This window comes from Lysobacter capsici, from assembly GCF_014779555.2.
Lineage (GTDB): Bacteria > Pseudomonadota > Gammaproteobacteria > Xanthomonadales > Xanthomonadaceae > Lysobacter > Lysobacter capsici.
On sequence record NZ_CP094357.1, the window covers coordinates 17,925 to 39,355 of the forward strand.

A 21,431-nucleotide genomic window follows, 5' to 3' on the forward strand; every position below is an offset into this window, starting at 1 on the left:
GGATCGCAACTGCCTCCGCGCCGGTGCGGACCGACGATCGCCCGCGTCGCCACGCCACGGTTCGATCGCGTTCGTCGGCCGGGCTCGCGTCCACGCGTCGCTGCGACTACTGTTGCGTCCATCCCGTCCGCGCCGCTTGCCGGCGCACCCACCCATGGAAGGCCGTCATGAAATACCGTCTGCTGTTCGTGCTCGCCCTGGCCGCGTTGCCCGCCCTGCCCGCCTTCGCGCAGAAACCCAATCGCAGCATCAGCGTATCGGGCGCGGCCGAAATCAAGGTCGCGCCGGACGAAGTCCTGCTCAATGTCGGGGTCGAATCGCGGCACCCGCGGCTCGAGGAGGCCAAGCGCCAGAACGACGAAAGCATCGCCAGCGCGCTGGCCTTCCTCAAGCGCAACGGCGTGCCCGACAAGGACGTGCAGACCGACTTCATCACCATCGAGCCCGAGTACGAACGCGACGATTCCAGCCGCTCGGCGCTGGAGCGATCGCGGGTGGTGCCGCTGCTGTACACCGTGCGCAAGAGCATCGGCATCCGCCTGACCCGGGTCGGCGATTTCGACACCTTGCTGTCGGGCCTGCTCGGCAACGGCGTGCAGTACATCCACGGCATCGAATTCCGCACCTCGCAGCTGCGCAAGCACCGCGACGCCGCGCGCGCGCTGGCGATCCGCGCGGCCAAGGAAAAAGCCGATGCGCTGACCTCCGAACTCGGCGTCCGCCGCGGCGAGGCGCAGACGATTTCGGAATCGTATTCGGGCGGTTGGTGGCGCAGCGGCGCCGGCTGGGGCGGCGGCGGCGGGCAATTGATGCAGAACGTGGTCCAGAACGCCGGCGGCACCAGCGGCGACGACGGCGCGACCTTGGCGGTCGGGCAGATCAGCGTGAATGCGTCGGTGGATGTGACGTTTGCTATCGAGTGATTGCGGTCGCTCGCCATCGCCTTCGCCGCATCGATTCATCGTCGCGACTTCGTTCAAATGCGACACGTCGTCATTCCCGCGACGGCGGAATCCACGAGTCTCGTCGATAGCTTCAAGTCGTCATTCCCGCGAATGCGGGAATCTACGAGTTTCGTCGACAGTTTCAATTCGTCATTCCCGCGAACGCGGGAATCCAGGGGCTTTCGGGCGAAAGGGTCTGGTATTTCGACAGTCGCGATGATCGCGATGTCGCATGCATATCGTGCGGTCTGGCGCCATGCATGCGTCCGAGACTTCACGGGTTTTCGCTCGAAAAGCCCTGGATTCCCGCCTTCGCGGGAGACGGTCATGGGGACGCTCGGCATTCAAGGCGCCGTAGCGCTGATCTACGCTTTTGCGCGCGCGGGCGACAGCGTCGGCATCGATTTCGGGACCGACCGTTCAATGCAGAGAGCTGAAACGATCCGGCCGCCTCGCTACTGTGTACGGGCGGTCAGCCGAGCAGGCCGCAATCGATCCACCCGGTCATACTTATCCACATCCACGCATCTACCATTCACCCATCCCCCGCTCGTTCGCCCCGCATCGCCTCGCACCCCACGTCGCACCCGCTGAGACACCCCCGCCCTACCCTGCGCTCATGGATTCGGCTCGCAAAACCCAGGTCTCGCTCCAACCCACCGCGTTCAAGGGCCGCGGCTCGGCGTCCTACGTGCCGGGGCGGTATGCCGTCACCACCGCGCACGGCGAGGACGACGGCTGGGGTTCGGTGTACGTCGACGACGGCACCAGCGCCCGCCCGGAAACCCAGGTCACCGAAGAAACCGCGCGCAGCATCATCAGCCGCAACGATTCGCCCGATATCGCCTTCGGCCAGTCGATCAATCCCTACCGCGGCTGCGAGCACGGCTGCGTCTACTGCTTCGCCCGGCCCTCGCACGCCTATCTGGAACTGTCGCCCGGGCTGGACTTCGAAACCCGTTTGTTCGCCAAGGTCAACGCCGCGGAGCGATTGCAGAACGAACTCGCGCGCCCGGGCTATCGCTGCGCGCCGATCGCGCTGGGCATCAACACCGATTCGTATCAGCCGATCGAGCGCCGCTTCCGCATCACCCGCGGGGTGATGGAAGTGCTCGACGCCTGCTCGCATCCCTTCAGCCTGATCACCAAGAACGCATCGATCGTGCGCGACGTCGAACTGCTCGCGTCGATGGCGAAGCGCGGCCTGGTGTCGGTGTATTTCTCGGTCACCACGCTCGACAACCAGCTGTCGGCGAAGATGGAGCCGCGCGCGTCGGCGCCGCACTCGCGGCTCAAGGCGATGCGCACCCTGGCCGAGGCCGGCGTGCCGGTCGGGGTGATGGTCGCGCCGACGATTCCGATGATCAACGACGGCGAACTCGAACACATCCTCGCCGCGGCGCATGAGGCCGGCGCGCGCGCCGCGGGCTACGTGGTGCTGCGCCTGCCGCACGAACTCAAGCAGGTCTGGCGCGAGTGGCTGCAACTGCACTACCCCGATCGCGCCGCGCACGTGATGAGCCTGATCCAGCAGATGAGCGGCGGCAAGGACTACGACAGCCGTTTCGGCCAGCGCATGCGCGGCGAAGGGCCGTTCGCGCAACTGATCGCGCAGCGTTTCCAGAAAGCCTGGCGCCGGCACGGATTCGGCCGTCTGCCGGCGCTGGACACCAGCCGGTTCGTCGCGCCGCGCAAGCCGACGCCGCAGCTGGAGCTGTTCTGACGATTCAACCTGTTGCCGCGCGCCGTCGTTGCGCGCGCGCGGCGGCGACCGCGGCATCGCCACGGCAAGCGCGATCTACCCCGACTTCGCCCCGCCGTCGGCAGGCGGTTCCGGGCGCTGATCACCCGCGTCGCTGATGCCCGGCACGCAGCGTCGCGCGTAGCCGAGCTGGTCGGCCAGCCGTCGCGCCCAACGCCGCGTCGGATCGGCGCCGCCGACGTGTTCGGCGAATCGGGCCGGCAGATAGTCGTGGTGTTCGAGCTCGGACAGCGCGACCCGCGTGCTCGCCGCGCAATCGCTGCCGGGCCCCAGGTGGCGTTCGCAATACGCCAACTGCTGGCCCAGCAAGGTCAGCGTCTGATCCTTGCGGCACGAGCTCAACGCGTAGGAAGCGCGATACAGCAACGCCTTGCTGGCCACCGAATGCATGGTCGGGCGGATGTGGTCGCCGCGCTCGATGTGCGCGATCACCTCGGCGAACAAGCCATCGGCCTGGGCGTCGCGCCGGCGCCGGACGAGCAACTGGGCCAGGGCGAAATCGCTGACCAGTCGGATGTTGGCGTGAGGCGGGAAATATTTACGGTTCTCGATCTGGCCGTCGATCAACAGGCGCTCGGCATGCTGCTGCGCGGCCTCGCCCGGTTGTTCGGCGAAGGCCAGGGCCAGCTTGGTTTTCTCCAGCGGCATCGGGATGTCGGTTTCCTTGCCGGTGCGGATCACTTCTTCGAGCATGCCCACGCCTTGCTTGAACGACTCGGTGTCGCTGGCATCGCCGCTGAAGACCAGTTTGATCGCCAGGTTGTACTTGGCGCGCAAGCTGCGCTCGTGGGTCGGGCCCAGCGTCGTTTCCAGCAAGGTGTTCGCCGCGCGCGCCTTGGCGATGGCGGCGCGGCCATGCCCGAGCACGGCATCGTTCTGCGATTCCTGGCGCAGCAGTTCGGCGTACTCGGGATGCTGCTCGCCGTAGGTCGCCACGATGATCGCGCGCGCGCGCGCCGCCGACTGCACCGCGGCGGACAGGTCGCCGCACAGGTACTGGGCTTCGGACGCGAGCACCCAGGCGCGACCGGTTTCCGGGTGCCGTTCGCCGAAGGCGCGGCGGCGATACGCCAGCAACTGTTCGGCCTGCGCTCTGGCCTGCAGGTCCAGATCGTTTTTCAGCAGCGTATGCACCAACTGGAAACGCGCGGCGTCGGCGAGCAGGGGATTGCCGCGTTCGGTCATGGCGATGGCCTGCTCCAGATCGCGCTCGGCGGCCCGAAGCTGGTACTCGCGCGTGCGCCATTCGCCGCGCAAGGTCAGCAGTTCGGCGACCGAATCGCGCGCGGCCGGGCCCAGCGCTCGCGCGTCGGCCAGGGCCGATTCCAGCATCGCCATCGCGCCGTCGTCGTCGGCCAGCCCCCATTTGGCGCGCGCCAGCTCGGTCTGCAACGCCAAGCGGCGCATGCGCGTGGCGGCGTCGCGCGCGTTCTGCAACGGCCGCAACGCTTGACTGGCGAGCACTTCGGCGCGGTCGTAGCGCGCCTGCAGATTGAGCAGCGAGGCCGACGCGGCGTCGACGCCCGGATCGTCGATGCCGTGTTCGCGCAACAGCCGTTCGGCCTCGTCGATCAACGCTTGCGCATGCGGGTAGTCGCCGATCACCGTATAGCTGCGCGCGAGCACGGCCAGGCCGCGCGCGCGCACCGCCGGTTGATCGTGCGGGCACAGACGGCGCAATGCGGCTTCGGTCGCGATCAGGTTCGCGCGCGACACGAACGGCAAGCGGCCCAGGCCGGAGGTCGAGGCGATGCCGAGGCGCGATTCGAACAGGCGGTCCAGGGCCGCGGTCGCGCGCGCCGTTTCCTGTGCGCGCTGTTCGCGCCAATGTGCGTAAGCCCAGCTTGCGGCGAGCGCGAGAATCAGCAACGCCAGCGCGACGGCGATCGTTCGCCGATGGCGCGGCGATCGCGGCGCGCCGCCGTCGTCGCCGGCGGAATCGCCCGCGTCGGGCTCAGCGCGCGCGTTGCGCACAAGGATCATGCATGCCGCCTAATGCAGTGACTTCGACAGACGAATCGAAGATCCGACGTTGATCGATCCGATCGCGTTCGATCCGGCCTGGATCGATCGAACCATCGCAGAGCGAACATGCGGGCGAACGCATGGAGTGGTTTTAACATGCATACAGAAGAACTCAATTTGGCACGCATGCCTTGAAACGGCTTTCTTATGCTGGATTCGCGCGACTGAAACGGCAACCACTACCAAAGAATGGGGTTCGATTTCACGGCGACATCGCCAATACCGAGGCCCGCTGTCGTAGGTATCGAGCCGCATGCGGATGGGAGGACATCGCGGCGAACGATGGCGCCGCATCGCGATGCGGCGTCATCGGTCATCGGGTCGAATGTGTTCGCCATCGATGCATCGGCAGGCATCGCGCGAATCGGCGACCGATCCGCATCAACCCGCGCAATCAGGCGTGAGTACAGTTTCGTTCGTTACCGTTTCGCGAGCGCCGCTGTCGGTCGCATCGTTGCGGATCGTCGGCATCGCCGGCTCATGCGCCGAAGCATTGCCGAGCAACGCCAATACCAGTGCGGCGATCGCCGCGGTCGCCGCGGCCAGGCCGTACATCAGCCAGGCGAAGGCCTGGTCGTAGCCGCGGACGAGTTCGGCCGGATCGAGTTGCGGCAACAAGCCGTGAGCGCGCAGTGCATCGCCGGTGGCCAGACGCTGCGCGGCTTGTGCCAACACCGCGCCATCCACCGTCGTCGTGCCGCCCAGGCGCAGTTGCAGCAGACCGGCCAGGGCGGCGGCCACGACCGCGATCGCGATGCCTTCGCCCGACACCCGGCTGGCGCCGAATACGCCGGCGGCCATGCCGGCGCGTTCCTTCGGCACCACGCTGATCGCCAGGCCGTCCATCAAGCCCCACGGCACCGCCGAGCCCGCGCCGATCAACAGCATCGGCGCGACCAACCCGGCGACCGAGCCATCGGCTGCCTGCAGGCCCACCCAGACCAGACCCGCCGCGGCCATCAGCAAACCGATCGCGCACAAACGCCCGGCGGCGATGCGATGGCTCAACACCGCGGCGATGAAGGGCACGACCAGCATCGGCGCGGACAGCGCGATCATCATCAGGCCGGCGTCGAGCGCGCTGAGTCCGTGGATGCCGATCAGCCGCACCGGCAACACAATGATCAACGCCAGATAGCAGAACCCGGTGCCGATCGGCAGCAACTGCGCGCCGACGAAGCGCGGGTACTTGAGCAGGCTCAGGTCGAGCATCGGCCGCGCCGCGCGGGTTTCCACCCGCACGAACAGCGCCAGCATCGCGGCCGAGCCGAGCAGGGCGGCGAGCACCCACGGATCGCTCCAGCCGCGTTCGGGCGCTTCGAGCACGCCGATGGTCAGCAACGCCAGCATCGCGGTCGAGCTCAGGCTGCCGGGCAGGTCCAGTTTTGCCGCATCGGGGTCGCGCGATTCGCGCATGCGCGGCACGCCGAACACGGTCGCCAGCACCGCGATCGCCAGACTCGACAGGAACACCGCGCGCCAGCCCTGGGTCTGGACCAGCCAGCCGGCCAGGCTGGGGCCGAACGCCAGGCCCAGCCCGAACGCGGTGCCGAGCAGGCTGAACGCGCGGATCCGCGCCGGCCCGTGGAATTCCTGCGACAGCGCGGCATTGCCGCCGGCCAGCGCCAGCGCCGCGGCGACGCCTTGCAGCACGCGCAAGGCATTCAACGTGAGTAGGTTCGGTGCCAGCGCGAGCAGCAGCGACACCACCGCGTAGGCGACGATGCCGATCGAGAACACCCGCTTGCGGCCGTAGGTGTCGGCCAGGGTGCCGGCCGCCATCAGGCAGCTGCCGAAGGCCAGCATGAAGGCGTTGGTCATCCAGTTCAGCGCGATCGGGCTGCCGCCGAGTTCGGCGGCGATGGCCGGGATCGCGACCGGCGGCGCGGTGAAGCTCAGTGGCAAGACCAGGCCGGCCAGGCACACGGCGCCGAGGATCAGGAAACGGTCGTAGCGGCCGGGCAGGGCGGCCGCGGGGAGCGGGGAGGGCATGGGAAGGTCGCGTCGGGGGCTGGAAACCAGGGTAGCCGCGCCGCAATCGACGAAAAACACCGGCTTGGGCCGGTCTTTGTGGAATGATTGGATGTAATGGGCGGGAATCGGGAATTGGGAATCGGTAGAGCCAAAGCCGACCTGACCCGACCCGTCGCCGCCGCTCTCCGATTCCCTACTCCCGATTCCCCATTCCCGGCCCCATGGACAAACTAGCCAGCCTGCAAGCCTTCATCCGCACCGCCGAGACCCGCAGCTTCGTCGCGGCCGGGCGGCTGATCGGGGTGTCGTCCTCGGCGGTGGGCAAGAGCGTGGCCAAGCTGGAACAGCAGCTCGGTGTGCGCCTGCTCCAGCGCAACACCCGCAACGTGCGCCTGACCGAGGAGGGCCGCCAGTTCTACGAGCGCTGCCGGCCCCTGCTCGATGAGCTGGCCGAAGCCGAGGCGATGCTGACCCACGCCATGCAGGCGCCGCGCGGACGCCTGCGGGTCAGTCTGCCCAACGCGGGCTATCGCTTCCTGCTGCCGGTGCTCGGCGAATTCCGCCGGCGCTATCCCGAGGTCGAGCTGGACCTGGACTTCAACGATCAGCTGGTCGATGTGATCGAAGGCGGCTTCGACCTGGTGATCCGCAGTGGCGACATGCCCGACTCGCGCCTGCGCGCGCGCCGGCTGGGGCCGTTCTGTTTCATGCTCGTCGCCTCGCCCGAGTACCTGGCGCGGCGCGGCGAACCGCGCGCGCCGGCCGATCTGGAAGCGCACGACTGCATCCATTTCCGCTTCGCCAACAGCGGCAAGGTGCAGGAATGGTCGCTGCGCCTGGAGCCGGGCGAAGCGCCGCCGCATCTGCCGGCCTCGCTGGTGTGCAACAACAGCGAAGCCGCCGTGCTGGCGGCGCTGCACGGCTGGGGCATCGTCTACTCGGTGGATTTTCTCGTGCGCGATTACTTGGCCTCGGGCCAGCTGCGCCGGGTGCTGCCGGGGTTCGAAACCCAGCGCGGGCAGTTCTGGGCGCTATGGCCGGCGCACCGGCACGTGTCGCCGAAGCTGCGGGTGTTCGTGGATTTTCTCGATGAGCATTTGTTTGTGCAGGGGGCGGTGGTTTGAGGGGACGGGCTTCGGCGTCGACTCATTGCGCTTATCGGTATTTGCCATGAACGTACCCACGGCCTTGCGATTCGCCCGCGTTCCCCCCAGCCGTCATTCCCGCGAACGCGGGAATCCAGCGACTTTCGTGCGAAAGAATTTGAAGTCGAGTCTGTGTTGCGTATGCCGGTGCCTTGCGCAAGTCCACAAAACGCATCGGCATCGCAGGTTCGCGAAAGTCACTGGATTCCCGCGTTCGCGGGAATGACGGCTGACAGAGGCGAGGGCAGGCGAGAAGGCGACTATCGCCGTGAGGATGCGGTTGCCAACAAAGCCCAGGGCCTGTCATCGCAACGACAGCGGCGCGGCCATATGACGAATGTAGTAACGACATTGATGCCGTCGCATCGTCACCAAGCGGTTACCCGCAACGCAGCGCGCACCTTCACCGCAACCTCCGCTCCGCCTCTTCCCCAAACCCCCGCCGATACGACGTCGGGTTGGTTCCCACCGAGCGCGCGAAACGATCGCGGAACGTCGTCGCCGAGGCGAAGCCGACCTGCATCGCGATCTGCTCGACCGACAGGTCGGTGGTTTCCAGAAACTGTTGCGCGCGGCGGATGCGCGCGATCAGCAACCACTGCAAGGGCGTGGTGCCGGTCTGTTCGCGAAAACGCCGGTTGAGCGTGCGCGTGCTGATCGCCGCGCGCCGCGCCAGCTCGTCGATCAGCAACGGCCGGTCCAGGTGCTGCTCCATCCAGCGCAGCAACGGCGCCAGCGACGCGTCCGATTGCGGCGCCTCGTGGACCACCAGCGGCGAGTGATCGGCGCCGCGTTCCATCGGCATCACCGCCCAGCGCGCGGCGGCGGCCGCGGCGGCCGCGCCGCAGTCGCGCCGGACCAGGTGCAGGCACAGGTCGATGCCCGCCGCCGATCCGGCCGAACTGAGAATCCGGCCGTTGTCGACGAACAACACGTCCGGATCGACCCGCACCTGTGGATAACGCTCGGCGAGTTCGACCGTGGTCGACCAATGGGTGGTCGCGCGCTGATCGTCGAGCAGGCCGGCCTCGGCCAGCACGAAGGCGCCGGTGGAGATCGAGGCGACCCGCGCGCCGCGTCGCGCGGCCGCGCCGATCGCGCTCAGGGTCGCCGGCGAGATCGGCGCGCGCCAGTCCGACAGGCCCGGCACGATCACGGTGTCGGCTTGATCGAGCGCGGCCAGGCTGTCGGCGAGGATCAGCTCCAGCGAGCGCGTCGTGATCCGTTCGGTTTCGGCGCAGATCCGCACCTCGTACGCCGGCTCGCCGTCGGCGCGGCGAACCGAGGGAAACACCAGGCCGGGAATCGACAGCTCGAACGGCAGGACACCCTCTACAGCAACGACAGCGATCCGATGCATTAACGGCGACTTCGTGGGGTGGGGGATGCCCCGATTCTAGCCACGGCTCCGCGGCCGCACCGGGGACCGCGGCCGCAGCTTGGGCGATGGCCGGAAGCAGGCGCAATCTGGCGGTTTCGACGCCATCGGCGCGGCGCCGGCTGGTGCGCGCGCGCGGGCTCGACCACAATGCGGCGTGTAGGCACAAGCGCGCGACACCGCGCCGCCGTCAGGAAGACCCGTCAAGGCCCGGATGCCGCAACGCCGCCGTCACCCACTTATCCACCGCCGCTGCCCGCGCCTGTTCTGGGTCCCGGCTGCTGAAGCCACATTCGTGTGCGAGGTGGGATCGCGCCATTCCAGCGATGCCGCCGCGCCGGTTCGAGCCGGCGCCAGGCGATCGCCGCCGCGCGCGCCCTCCGGGTCATCCCACTTCGTCCCGATCGATGCGGCCGCCGCGCCGCGAGGAATCCTCATGCCTTCCCGTTCCGCCGCGATCCGCCGCCTGTTCGCCCTGGCCCTGACCGGTTTCGCCCTGCTCGCCGGCAGCGCGCAGGCCGCCGGCTTCGACTGCAAGCGCGCCCGCACCACGGTCGAAATCAGCATCTGCGCCGATCCCGGGCTGTCGCGCCTGGACAGCGAAATGAACGAGCTCTACCGCCAGATCCAGTCCGAGACCGCCGGCGTCGACGGCGAAACCGGCCGCCGTATCGATCCGATCGCCGCCGAGCAACAACGCTGGCTCGCGCGCCGCAACGCCTGCGTCGACCGCGCCTGCCTGGATCGCGCCTACCGCGATCGCCTCGCGCAGATGAAGCGCGACTGGTCCGACGCGCTGCAACCCTCGGCCAGCGCGCCCGGCCCGGCGGTGTACCGCTACGAGCGTCATGGCGACTTCAAGGTCTTCATCGCCGATTTCCGCCGCGCCGTCGCCGCCGGCGATCGCGCCGCGGTGGCGAAGATGACCGCGCAGCCGTTCCTCGACTACAGCCAGGGCGAGAGCTGCCTCGACCGCCCTGAACCCTGCGACGCCGAGCAGCGCAGCCACGACGCCAGCGCGAGCAACGAACGCGAAGTGATCGGCCTGTACGACCGCATCATCACCGCCGCGGTGCGCTCGGCCCTGCAGGCCAACAAGATCCGCGCGTACTCGCAGCGCATCGACGCGGCCAAGGACGAAAACGGCGAGGTGCAGGTGCCCGGGCCGATCGGGCCGGGCGAGTACCTGCTCGACAGCGAGGACGTGTACGCGCAGCGCGTGTTCAAGAAAGTCGGCGGCGTTTACAAGTTGCAGCGCGTGCCGTTCTATTCGTAAGCCGAACGCCGCTTCGCGCGCCGCGCCGCTTCGCGCGTGATCGATTTCGTTTTTCACCCAATGATTTCCAACGAGCCCGCCATGTCCGCAACGCCGAACCCGATTCGCCTTCGATCGCTTCTGAGCACACGTGCCGCGTCGCTGGCGCTGTGCCTGAGCCTGTGCGGCGCCGCGCAGGCCGCCGCGCCCGCCGCGACGACGTCGCCGTTCGACGGTTACTGGCAGACCTGCGAGCGCTACCAGGGCGAGGAGTACTGCGAAAGCCTGCAACTGAGCCAGCAAGGCGCGACGATCCGCGCGGCCTGGAACTGGCGCGCCAGCCAGACCGGCGGCACCGACCTGCTCGTCGGACGCATCGAAAATGGCCGCGCCGTGTTCGACACGCCCGGCTGCGAAGTTACCTCCGACAATGAATGCCGGCCGAAGCAACAGGCGCGGCCGACGTTGATGGTATTGCTGCGTTGCGGGCGCGACCTGTACTGGGTCCACGATCGCAAGCGCGGCTGCGCCGAGGTGAAAGCGAGCGAGCGCTATCGCCGCGTCGAGCCCAAGGCGCTGGCCGCGGACGTGGTCGACTTCGCCGGCTACGACTTCTTCCGTCAGCCTTGATCCATTACCGCGCTCGCCGACGCCCAGTCCAAGGACCTCTACGCATGCGTTTGAACCGTACCGCTTTCCGCCTGACGACCCTCGTCGCCCTCGTCGCCTTGCACGGCGCCGCCCAGGCCGCGTCGCCCGCGCCGCGGCCTTCGTTCGATTGCGCCCGCGCGGGCAGCGAAGTCGAACGCGCGATCTGCGCCGATCCGCGACTGGCGCGCGCCGATGCCGAACTGGCGCGGGTCTACCGCGACAGTCTGGCCGGTCTGGATGCGCCGGCCGCCGCCGCTTTACGCGATGAGCAGCGCTGGTTCCTGCAGATACGCGACGCGGGTTACGCCGATGCGGCGGCGCCCGAGAAAGCCGAGGAGTTGCGCAGCACGCTCGACTATCGCAGCAAGTATCTGGGTCAGATTCAGGCGCATCCGGCGCCGGGTTTGGCCGGCCGCTGGCGCAACATCGCCGGCGAAATCGAAATCCGTCGCGACGCGAAAGGCCGCTGGGACGTGCAGGCCAACGCCGCGCATCCGCTCGACGGCCGCTGGGTCTGCGACGCCGCCGGCCGCGACCGCGGCGAGGCAGACGCGGCGAGCGTGCATGTCGACGACGACGACAGCGTGCTGAAGCTGGAGCGCGCGGGCGCGACCTTGCAGGTGACCGCGCTGAATGCGAAGGGCGAGCGCTTGACCACGCCCGATTACTGCGGCCACAACGGGTCGCTGGAAGGCACCTACTTCGCGATGCCGCCCGCCAAACGCTGAGCCGCCTTCACCGCGCGCGGCCGCTGTCGGCGCCGCGCCGCATGCATCGATGCGTGAATCTGCAATGCCGGTTGGCGGCCTGGAGCGAGGCCGCGTGCGAGATCGACGCACCGCTGCGCGAGGCGCGGATCGTGCGATGCGGACCGAGGCGGCGCGGTATGTGGAGAGCGAAGCCGTCGAGGCTCGATCGGTCGCGCAGGCTTACCCGTAGAGACCTGCTCGATCGCGCAGGCCCACAAGCTACGCGTGCAGGTCACGCAATCCTCCTGTAGGAGCGGCGTGAGCCGCGACCGCGGACGCATGCGGGGTTTCGCGGTCGCGTCTTACGCCGCTCCTACAGTCGCTTTCGGCCGCATCTCGGTGTCTGATTTCATGGATGGTCGATGCGGCCCCAACGCGCGCAAACAAAAAGCCCCCACGCCATTGAGACTTGCTTAATCGCGCCGACTTACAAGCTACGCGTGCAGGTCACGCAATCCCCCTGTAGGAGCGGCGCGAGCCGCGACCGCGACCTCGCGGCATCGACGCATGCAGGTTTCGCGGTCGCGGCTCACGCCGCTCCTACAGTCGCCTTCGTCCGCATCCCCGCGTCTGACGTCATGGATGGTCAATGCGGCTCCAACGCTCGCAAACAAAAAGCCCCCCACACGCCGTCAAGACTTGCTCGATCGCGCAGGCCCACAAGCTCCGCGTGCAGGTCACGCAATCCCCCTGTAGGAGCGGCGCGAGCCGCGACCGCGACCTCTCAGCAGCGACGCATGCGGAGTTTCGCGGTCGCGGCTCACGCCGCTCCTACAGTCGATTTCGGCCGTATTCCCGGCACCTGACATCATCGTTGGTCGATGCGGCCTCAACGCGCGCAAACAAAAAGATCCCCACGCCGTTGAGGCTTGCTTGATCGCGCAGGCTCACAAGTACCGAGTGCAGGCCACGCAATCCCCCTGTAGGAGCGGCGTGAGTCGCGACCGCGACCTCGCGGCGACGACGCATGTGGGTTTCGCGGTCGCGGCTCACGCCGCTCCTATAGTCGCTTTCGGTCGCATTCCCCGCGTCTGACGTCATCGATGGTCGATACGGCCCCAACGAGCGCAAACAAAAAGACCCCCGCGCCGCAGCGCGGCGCGAGGGTCGAACAACCACCAAGCCGGCTTGGGACAAGCCGGCTCAAATCAGAGCACGGGTAACGCTCAGTTCTTGCAACGCGCCGCGGTCGAGCCTTCCGGCAGACCGACGTTGACCGCTTCCCACGCGCACGCCACGGTCTTGACCGCGCTGGCCTTGAGCAGGCCGCGATCGACCAGGTCCTGCGCCGCGGTCTGGGTCGCCACGCGCGCATCCGGGTAGCTGGCCTGCGAGGTCAGGTACAAGGTGTTGGCGCGGTACCAGATCTGGCCGGCGACGGTCGGGGTCAGGCCCTTGAGCCCGGTCGCGCCGTTGCACACCAGATCGGAGGGCAGCACGGTCTTGCGATGCGACTTGGGCACCTTCTGGCCTTCGGCCAGCAGGTAGAAGAAGTGATTGCCCACGCCCGAGGTGTAGTGCGGATCTTCCTCGGTGAAGCCGCCGGCCGGATAGCAGTCGAACGAACCGTTGCCTTCCTCGTCGGCGTCCAGGCTCGGCTTGAACATGTAGCGCAGCGGCACGCCGCTGAGCATCACGTTCTCGCCGATCAGGTAATCCGGCGGATCCTTCGGGCTGTTGTCGAAGAACTCGACCAGGGTGCCGTGGATGTCGGAGGTCGCTTCGTTCAAGCCGCCGGCGTCGCCCGAGTACATCAGGCCCGAGGTCGCCTGGGTCACGCCGTGCGACATTTCGTGGCCGGCCACGTCGAGCGCGACCACCGGATTGGACAGGCCGTAATCGCCGTTGCCGTAGACCATGCGCTTGGCTTCGCCGTCCCAGAACGCGTTGGTGCCGCCCACGTCGATGAAGAAGAAGTAGGTGAAGGTGACATTGACGAAGCTCTGCACGCCGAGGCTGTCGCCGAAGATGCCGACGCGGTCGTAGAACTTCTTGTAGTAGTCCCAGGTCTTCGACACGCCGTAATGCGCTTCCACGCCGGTGCGCTCGATGTTGGTCATCTGCTCGTTGCCCCAGACGTTGTCGGCATCGAACATCGGCGGCGCGGTGAAATCGCCGCCGCCGAACACCAGATCGACGACGGTGCCGCCGGTGTTGTGCACGGTGCCGCCGCCGCGCTGGTCGTCGCGCAGCAGATAGCCCGCGCCGCGGCCGTCGCTTTCTTCCGCGCCGACCTTGCTGGTGGAGATCGGCACCTTGCCGCGGGTGATGGTGAAGCCTTCGCCCTGCGCCGCTTCGGCGGTGTAGATGCGGCTGTCGCGGCCGAGCAGGCCGCCGTTGTCGGCATCGACGTAGATCAGATCGTGGACCGGACGCTGCGCCTTGTTGAGGCCGCGGAAGGTCACTTCATAGGCGAGCTTGGGCTCGTTGTTCTGGGCGAAATACACCATGCGCGAGGACGGCTTGTCGATGAAGCGGCCGGCGAAATGCACGCCGGCATCGGCGATCGCCTGCGCCGACGACAGCTTCGGCGTGGCCGCGCCGCCCTGGCCGAGCTTGAGGTCCATGGTCTTGCTGACCGAGGTCAGCAGGCCGCCCTTGAGATGCGCGACCAGATCGCCGCCGATCACCGGCAGGCCCTGGTAATCGCGGTTGAACCGCACGTGCTGGCTGCCGTCGGCTTCGACGATCAGATCGCGCGGCACATAGCGCTCGGCTTCGATCGCGGCGCGATCGGCGCCGGCCAAGGCCTGCGCGCCGGCGCTTTGCAGTTTCTGCGCCTGCAGCAGTTCGCGCGCGCGGGCCACCGCCGGGCTGAGTTCGAGCTGCGCCGACGGCGTGCTGCCCGAGGCGGTCGCATAGGCGCTGCGCGCCGCGCTCGACGAGGCGGTGTTGGCGTTGGCGTGCGATGCGGTCTGCGCGGCGGCGTCGCCGCGATCGTGCGCGCTGGCGTTGGCGGTGCTGGCATTGCTGTCGCGTTGCGCGGTGACCAGCGCGGTGGCGGTGGTGCCGGTGATCGCCAGCAGGATCGAGGCGGTCAGGATGCGTTGTTTCATGGACATGCGTAGCTCTCCGAGTCATGCAACAAAGAATAAAAAGAGAAGCAAATCGCCGCGGCGCGATCGTGGTCGCGAACGGCGTTACTGCACAACGGCAGGGATATCGATGCGACTGCGACGATGCGATCGACCGCGGACTTCGCTGTCGCTTCGTCAGCATTCCCCATGCATCCGAACGCTGCCCGACCGCACACCCCCCACCTTTTCCACACGCGATGTGGTCATGGAATGTGCGAAATGGGATGCGCGTCAGAAGTCGTCGAACGCTCGCATGCGCGCGGATGAAACTTAGTAACAAGTCTCGATGCGCGATGTGCGGCGATGGATTGCGCGCGGATGCGCGCGTGTGCGCGCGAGCGCGAGGAGCGCGGCGCGTGGCGTCGCGTAAAGAATGCTTAAGACGCCGGGTAAAGGCTGCTTACGGCGACAACCAGCCGCGTACGTCCGCGGAGTTCGCCAGTTTCAACGCACCGATCGGCGTGTTCCAGGCGAAGTCGTCAGCGCGACTTGGAAAAGCGCGCACCGCTCAAGACCGCGGCAGGGATTTGCGGGCGGTTCGTGCAAGCTCGGGCAGTGCCGCTTTCAGCAGCGGGTGAGGGCGCTCATGTCGTTGCGATGCGAGCAAAGCGAAGAACATCGGGGCCGAATGCCTTGCCGACAAATCTTCGCGGCGCTCATCTGCAACGCCGGCGCGCAGGCCTTGGCCGTGCGCCTTAGCGCGGCGGCGCCGGCATGATGTGCGACAGGTAGATGCGGCTGTCTTCGAAGATGCGGATCGCCACCGGCAGGCCGAGCTGCACCGACAGATGGAAGGCTTCGCTCTTGGCCGCGGCCGACGCCGCGGCCGGGTTGTCGAAACGTTCGTCGGCGACGTCGCACGACAAGGTGCGTCCGAGGTAGGTGGATTCGTTGAGTTGCACGGTGTACGGCATCACGGTGACCAGCCTTGTCGGACGAATCGGAGTTGCCCCGGCCCAGCTTGACCGCTTGCTCAAGGCGGCGACCCATTCCTTTGCTGAGCGGCGTCCGTTGCCGGCGCATAAGTCGTGCTGCCGGGGCGGAGATAAGGTGACTTAACCGTTCATGGTTTGCCCTAGGGGGACCACGAGATGCGGCGTAGGAAATTTCCTACGCTGGGGTAGGGCGTTGTGTGGCGTTGCGGGAGGGTTGTATGCGCGGGTAGCCGGTGGTGACGCCGCAACGTGCGGCTTCGCGGTCGCGACTTGCGTCGCTCCTACAGGTCGCCCAGGTGGGAGCGGCGCGAGTCGTGGCCGCGCCACTCGCATGAACCGTGGCTGTAAGCCGCCGGCCACCCACGACTTTCGACGGATTCTGGCGCCCGATCGATCGCCTAGCGTCGCAGCTCGTTCTCACGCGACCGCGACCAGGACGGCGCCGATGCCCGCCATTGCCAGCACCCAGCCGGTTTCGCGCCGCCTGCCCGCGTTGCGCGACCGCATGCGCGGTTCGCGCCGGTGGCGGGGCTGGCGCGTGCGCTTCGCCTGCGCCGCGCTGCTGTGGTCGGTCGGCTGCGCGGGCATCGCCATCGCCCGCGAAACGCCCGCGTCGCGATCCGCGCCGAAGTCATCGCCCGCGTCCGCGCCGAAGCTTCACCCGGGTCGCGACCCGGGCCGCGCGATCCAGCGACGCCCGAGCGTCGCGCCCGCTCCTGCCGCCGCGGCGCGACGCGAATCCCTGCATTGCCCCGGCCTGTCCTCGCGCAGCAGCGAAACCCAGCGTCAGTCGCGCCGTGGCGCCTGCCTGCGGCGGGCGCAGGCTCAGGAAAAGGCCGGCCAGAACGGACCGTCAAGCCACAGCCAGCGCGCCATCCAGGCGCTGACCAAGGCGATCAGCGTGGTCAGGGGCAAGCCGATGCGCAGGAAATCGCCGAAGCGGTATTGACCCGGACCGAGGATGAGCAGGTTGCCGTGATGCCCGATCGGAGTCAGGAACGCGACCACCGCGCCCAGCGCGGTGCACACCACGAACGGCGTCGGCGGCAGGCCCAGCGACTGCGCCAGCGAGATCGCGATCGGCCCGAGCAGCACCGTGGTCGCCGCGTCCGACAGGATCTGGGTCAGCAGCGCGGCGGCGGTGAACATCACCAGCAGGATCATCAGCGGCGACCAGCCCGCGATCACGTGCAGCATGCCCTGCGCCAGCAATTGCGCGGTGCCGGTCTGCTCCATCGCCACGCCCAGCGGGATCACCCCGGCGATCATCACGAAGATGCGCACGTCGATCTCGCGATAGGCCTGTTCGACATCGACGCAGCGGGTGGCGACCATCGCCACCGCGCCGAGCAGGAACGCCAGCGGCGCCGGCAGCCATTCGGTCGCGGCGGTGAGCACGGTCAGCGCCAGGATCGCCAGCGCCAGCGGCGCGCGGATGCGCCGGCGCGCTTCGCCGGCGAACGGCACCAGCATCAGGAAGCCGTGGTGCGCGGCCAGTTCGGTGAAACGCGCCGGCCGGCCCCACAGCACCAGCAGATCGCCCTCGCGCAGGCGCGCGTCGGACAGGCGCGGCGCGACCGCGCCCTGCTGCCGCCACAGGCCGGCGATCACCGCATGGAAGCGGCGGGCGAAATCCAGTTCGCGCACGCTGCGGCCGATGAACTCCGAACCCGGCGCGACCACTGCCTGGACCAGCTGCGGCTCGCCGTCGCCGTCGGCGTGTTCGCCGAAACGCTTGATCGCGTTGAGATCGAGGCCGGCGTCGTCGTGCAGCGAGGCCAGCGCGTCGGCCGAGGCCTCGACCAGCAGGATGTCGCCGCTGATCAGCGGGCTGCTCGGGCCCAGGTCCTGACGGCGCTGGCCGTCGCGCAGCCAGCCGGTCATCACGAAGCGGTCGCCGAGCGCCTTCTGCAATTCGGCCAGCGGCCGCGTGCTCCAGCGCGAGCCGTCCACGATCACCAGTTCGGTGCGGTAACGGTCCAGGCGCAGATAACCGTCGTCGCCGTGCTCGCCGCCGCGCTTGGGCAGGAACCAGCGCGCCGCCAGCATGTACAGCACGCCGATCGCGATCAGGGCCAGGCCGATCGGGGTGATCGAGAAAATGCCCAGGCCCGGCGAACCGGTGCGTTCGAGCAGGTTGTCGGCGAGCAGGAAGGCCGGCGCACTGACCAGGGTCAGGGTGGTGCCGAGCGAGGCCGCGAACGACATCGGCATCAGCAGGCGCGAGGCCGACAGCCCGCGCGACTTCGCGAACCGGGTCAGGATCGGCAGCATCATCGCCGTGACCATGACGTGGTGGGTGAACGAGGACAGCGCCGCGACCGCCGGCATGGTCACCGCGATCGCGCGGCCCTCGCCGTGCCCGGCGGCGCGACCGATCCACTGGCCCAGCCGCTCGGTGATGCCGGTCGCGGCCAGCCCGCCGGAAATCACGAACACCGCCGCGACGATGATCGCCGGTTCGCTGGCGAATCCCGACAGCGCCTGCTTGGAATCGAGCACGCCGGTCAGCACCAGCGCCAGCAGGGTCAGCATCGCCGTGACGTCGACCCGCAGCCGCTCGCTGACGAACAAGTACAGCGCTGCGCCCAGGATCAGCAGGAAGGCGATTTGCGAAAAGTCCATCGCCGCATTGTGCAAGACTTGGCCGTGTCGACGCCGTATGCGCCATCCACCGGGCCGTCACGACGGGTTTGGGTACACTCCGCGGTCACCCCGCCCGAGCCATGCCGCACTACGCGATGAGCCTGCCGCACGCCCCGAGCAACGCCCCCAAGGCCGGAGACGACCGTTTCCGCCAGGCGATGACGGCATCGAACATCGGCATGGCGATCGTGTCCATCGACGGGATCTGGCTGGAGGTCAATCCGGCGCTGTGCGCGATGCTCGGTTACCGCGTCGACGAACTGCGCGGCCACCACTACAGCGAAGTCACCCATCCCGACGATCTGGCGATCAGCCAGCATCTGGTCGCCGCGCTGGTCAGCGGCGCGCTGGCCTCGGTCGACGAGCACAAGCGCTACGTGCATCGCGACGGCAGCGACGTGTGGGTGCAGCTCAACGTCGCGGTGATGCGCGACGAAGACGGCACCGCGCAATATTTCATCTCGCACATGCGCGACATCCGCGGCGAACGCGAGGCCGGCATGAAGTTGAGCGCGCGCGCCGAGGAACGCAGCGCGCAGCTCGACGCCTCGCACCGGCAGCTGCAGTTGTTCGCCGATGCGGTCGCTCACGACCTGCGCGCGCCGCTGCGCTCGATCGAAAGTTTTTCCGCCCTGCTCAACGAACGCGCGGCCGAGCGCCTCAACGAAACCGACCGCGACTACCTGGCGCGGATCCGCGCCGCGGCCTCGCGCATGACCGGGCTGCTGGCGGCGTTGACCGAGCTGTCGCACGTGACCCGCACGCAGATGCGGATCGCGCCGGTCGACCTGAGCCTGCTCGCCGACTGGGTCGGCGCCGAGCTGCAGGACGCCGACCCGCATCACCGCGCCCAGATCAGCGTCCAGCCCGGCCTGCAGGTCGAGGGAGATGAGCGCCTGCTGAAGCTGATGCTGAACCAATTGATGCACAACGCCTGGAAATTCACCTGCGAACGAAGTGCCGCCCGGCATGCTGCCGCGCAAGCTTCAGCCCAGCCGGCCGGCGAGCCCGAACCGGTCCGCATCGAGGTCTTCGGTGAACGGTCCGGCGACCGGTTGGTGCTGTCGATACGCGACCAAGGCACCGGATTTGACATGCGATATGCTCACAAATTGTTCGAACCGTTCCAGCGCCTGCACGGGCCGGATCAGGGCGGCGGTCACGGCCTCGGGCTGGCGATCGCCTGGCGCGTCGTCGAGCGCCACCGCGGTCAGATGCGCGCCCATTCGCAGCCCGATGCGGGCAGCACGTTTACCGTAGAACTGCCCGTCGTGTCCGCGGGCGAGGACATCCCGAATGCATAAGGAAATCCTGCTGGTCGAAGACAACCCCGACGATGTCGAGCTGACCCGGCTCGCCTTCGACGAGGCCAAGATCGCCAACAGGCTGGTGGTGATGGGCGACGGCGCCGAGGCGCTGGACTACCTGTTCGCCCGTGGCCGCTATTCCGATCGCGATCCCAACGATCTGCCGTCGATCGTGCTGCTCGACCTCAACCTGCCCAAGGTCGACGGTCGCGAAGTGCTGCAGGCGATCCGCGCGCACGAACCCACCCGCACCCTGCCGGTGGTGGTGCTGACCACCAGCACCGAGCCGTTCGACGTCGAGGCCAGTTATGCGCTCGGGGTCAACAGCTATATCCAGAAGCCGGTGGATTTCGAGCAGTTCGTGTGGGCGGTGAAGCAGGTCGGGTTGTATTGGCTGGTGTTGAATCATCCGCGCAATCCGTGAGGACGGGGCGGGGCGCGGAAGCTTTAAGAGCAAAAGCTAAGAACAAAAGCTAAGAACAAAAGCTAAGAACAAAAGCTAAGAACAAAAGCTAAGAACAAAAGCGAATCCCCCCTGGCCCCCCTTTTGCAAAGGGGGGAACCCCTTGCGGCGAAAGCTCGGCGACCGGAGCCTTTTACGATTCCCGATTCCCGATTCCCGATTCCCGATTCCCGATTCCCGATTCCCGATTCCCGATCGGAATCGCATCGATAAGACGCCTTCAAGCGCGTGAACGAACGCCACCAAGCGCGGCAATGAGCCCACTTTGAAAAAGGGGGCGGGCGCCCGGCGAAAAACCGTCGCGGCGACAGCACCCTCAGCGCCGGGGGATTTGCTTCACCCCAGCGCGCGCCTCATCCCACGCATCCCCCGCGCGCAATCACCCCGCGTACAACCGCTCGGCGCGCTGAAACAAAATCCAGCTGGTCGCGATGTACTTATCCCCACCCTTGGGCCGATTGCCGCGATGGGTGTGGGTGAACGCCGCCGGCGCGATCAGCAGGTCGCCCGCGCGCGGCGCGATCTTGCGGCGCTGATAGAGGAATTCGGTTTCGCCTTCCTCGAAGCCGTCGTTCAAGTAGATCGTCCACAGCACGTGCCGGTGCAGCGTCTCCGCGCTCTGATCGCGCGGGTACAACTCGCAATGCCAGTACGGATAGCCGCCGCGGTTGGCGGTGTACCGCTGTAGGTTGATCGCGCCGGGACGGAACACGGTCTGCGCGATCGGCGACAAGGCGTTGTCGTCCATCTCGGCCACGCGTTCGGCGGTGAGCCGGTGACGCTTGCCGTCGGCGCTCGGCGCTTCGAGCATCAGCGGCGCGATCATCGTGTGGGGATAGCGGCGCAGGTACTGCAACAGGCCGCGGAACACCGCCAGGTTCAAGGCGAGCTCCATGTCCTTCCAGCCTTCGCGGCCGGTGATGGTGAGATCGCGGCTGTCCTTGAGGTCGGGCATCACCCCGCCGCCGACCCGGCCCGGCTCGCTGTCGCGGCTGGCGTCGAAGCGCTGCACCAGCGTCGCGCATTGCTCGCGCGTCAGCGCCTGTGGATAGACCTCGATGAAATCGGCGGCGCTGGAGTCGGTGGTCGATGACATGGCGTTGATGGCTGGAAGAGGGCG

At 67.8% G+C, this 21,431-nt stretch carries 16 protein-coding genes; 8 read left to right on the forward strand and 8 right to left on the reverse strand.

The window, feature by feature from the left end:
- Positions 1-167: 167 nt before the first annotated feature.
- Together IEQ11_RS00080 and IEQ11_RS00085 are read left to right on the forward strand one after the other, a co-directional pair.
- Entirely contained in the window at positions 168-923 is a 756-nt protein-coding gene (locus IEQ11_RS00080; protein ID WP_036103336.1) for an SIMPL domain-containing protein, read from the forward strand.
- A 640-nt stretch (positions 924-1,563) separates the two neighbouring features.
- Positions 1,564-2,667, forward strand: a complete 1,104-nt coding sequence (locus IEQ11_RS00085) for a PA0069 family radical SAM protein (RefSeq protein WP_036103339.1) — start codon at positions 1,564-1,566, stop codon at positions 2,665-2,667.
- A 75-nt stretch (positions 2,668-2,742) separates the two neighbouring features.
- Here IEQ11_RS00085 and IEQ11_RS00090 read toward each other — a convergent pair whose 3' ends face one another.
- Together IEQ11_RS00090 and IEQ11_RS00095 are read right to left on the reverse strand one after the other, a co-directional pair.
- Positions 2,743-4,689: a hypothetical protein gene (locus IEQ11_RS00090; protein WP_191823228.1), complete on the reverse strand. Its 1,947-nt coding sequence runs from the start codon at positions 4,687-4,689 to the stop codon at positions 2,743-2,745.
- 423 nt (positions 4,690-5,112) lie between these two features.
- Positions 5,113-6,723 (reverse strand): MFS transporter, encoded by a 1,611-nt coding sequence (locus tag IEQ11_RS00095; RefSeq protein WP_191823227.1) that lies wholly within the window; start codon positions 6,721-6,723, stop codon positions 5,113-5,115.
- Positions 6,724-6,926: 203 nt separating this feature from the next.
- On the opposite strand from IEQ11_RS00095, the gene IEQ11_RS00100 reads away from it, so the two are divergent.
- Positions 6,927-7,829, forward strand: coding sequence for a LysR family transcriptional regulator (locus IEQ11_RS00100; protein ID WP_036103344.1), 903 nt, complete (start codon positions 6,927-6,929; stop codon positions 7,827-7,829).
- 424 nt (positions 7,830-8,253) lie between these two features.
- Here the strand turns inward: IEQ11_RS00100 and IEQ11_RS00105 are convergent, their stop codons facing one another.
- Entirely contained in the window at positions 8,254-9,210 is a 957-nt protein-coding gene (locus tag IEQ11_RS00105; RefSeq protein WP_046658577.1) for a GlxA family transcriptional regulator, read from the reverse strand.
- Positions 9,211-9,664: 454 nt separating this feature from the next.
- Between IEQ11_RS00105 and IEQ11_RS00110 the strand changes: the two genes are divergently transcribed.
- The 3 genes from IEQ11_RS00110 to IEQ11_RS00120 all read left to right on the forward strand — a co-directional run bounded on the left by IEQ11_RS00110 (position 9,665) and on the right by IEQ11_RS00120 (position 11,862).
- Positions 9,665-10,504, forward strand: a complete 840-nt coding sequence (locus tag IEQ11_RS00110) for a lysozyme inhibitor LprI family protein (protein ID WP_191823226.1) — start codon at positions 9,665-9,667, stop codon at positions 10,502-10,504.
- Positions 10,505-10,585: 81 nt separating this feature from the next.
- Positions 10,586-11,113, forward strand: coding sequence for a hypothetical protein (locus tag IEQ11_RS00115; RefSeq protein WP_191823225.1), 528 nt, complete (start codon positions 10,586-10,588; stop codon positions 11,111-11,113).
- 44 nt (positions 11,114-11,157) lie between these two features.
- A complete protein-coding gene (locus tag IEQ11_RS00120) occupies positions 11,158-11,862 on the forward strand; it encodes a lysozyme inhibitor LprI family protein (RefSeq protein WP_191823224.1) in 705 nt (234 codons plus the stop codon).
- A gap of 1,187 nt (positions 11,863-13,049) precedes the next feature.
- Here IEQ11_RS00120 and IEQ11_RS00125 read toward each other — a convergent pair.
- The 4 genes from IEQ11_RS00125 to IEQ11_RS00140 form a co-directional block, all read right to left on the reverse strand.
- Entirely contained in the window at positions 13,050-14,945 is a 1,896-nt protein-coding gene (locus IEQ11_RS00125) for a M4 family metallopeptidase (RefSeq protein ID WP_191823223.1), read from the reverse strand.
- 710 nt (positions 14,946-15,655) lie between these two features.
- The gene (locus IEQ11_RS00130; protein ID WP_148650124.1) at positions 15,656-15,877 is read right to left on the reverse strand and encodes a hypothetical protein; all 222 of its coding nucleotides are present in this window, start codon (positions 15,875-15,877) and stop codon (positions 15,656-15,658) included.
- 435 nt (positions 15,878-16,312) lie between these two features.
- On the reverse strand, positions 16,313-16,483 hold the full coding sequence (locus IEQ11_RS00135; protein WP_157753705.1) for a hypothetical protein: 171 nt from the start codon (positions 16,481-16,483) through the stop codon (positions 16,313-16,315).
- Positions 16,484-16,720: 237 nt separating this feature from the next.
- On the reverse strand, positions 16,721-18,520 hold the full coding sequence (locus IEQ11_RS00140; RefSeq protein ID WP_191823222.1) for an SLC13 family permease: 1,800 nt from the start codon (positions 18,518-18,520) through the stop codon (positions 16,721-16,723).
- A gap of 116 nt (positions 18,521-18,636) precedes the next feature.
- Here IEQ11_RS00140 and IEQ11_RS00145 point away from each other — a divergent pair, with 116 nt between their 5' ends.
- Both IEQ11_RS00145 and IEQ11_RS00150 read left to right on the forward strand, forming a co-directional pair.
- Positions 18,637-19,845, forward strand: a complete 1,209-nt coding sequence (locus tag IEQ11_RS00145) for a sensor histidine kinase (protein WP_198338939.1) — start codon at positions 18,637-18,639, stop codon at positions 19,843-19,845.
- The gene (locus tag IEQ11_RS00150; protein WP_031374300.1) at positions 19,838-20,272 is read left to right on the forward strand and encodes a response regulator; all 435 of its coding nucleotides are present in this window, start codon (positions 19,838-19,840) and stop codon (positions 20,270-20,272) included. The genes IEQ11_RS00145 and IEQ11_RS00150 overlap by 8 nt, the downstream gene beginning before the upstream one ends.
- 418 nt (positions 20,273-20,690) lie before the next feature.
- Here IEQ11_RS00150 and IEQ11_RS00155 read toward each other — a convergent pair whose 3' ends face one another.
- A complete protein-coding gene (locus IEQ11_RS00155) occupies positions 20,691-21,407 on the reverse strand; it encodes a 2OG-Fe(II) oxygenase (protein WP_057920290.1) in 717 nt (238 codons plus the stop codon).
- Positions 21,408-21,431 lie beyond the last annotated feature (24 nt).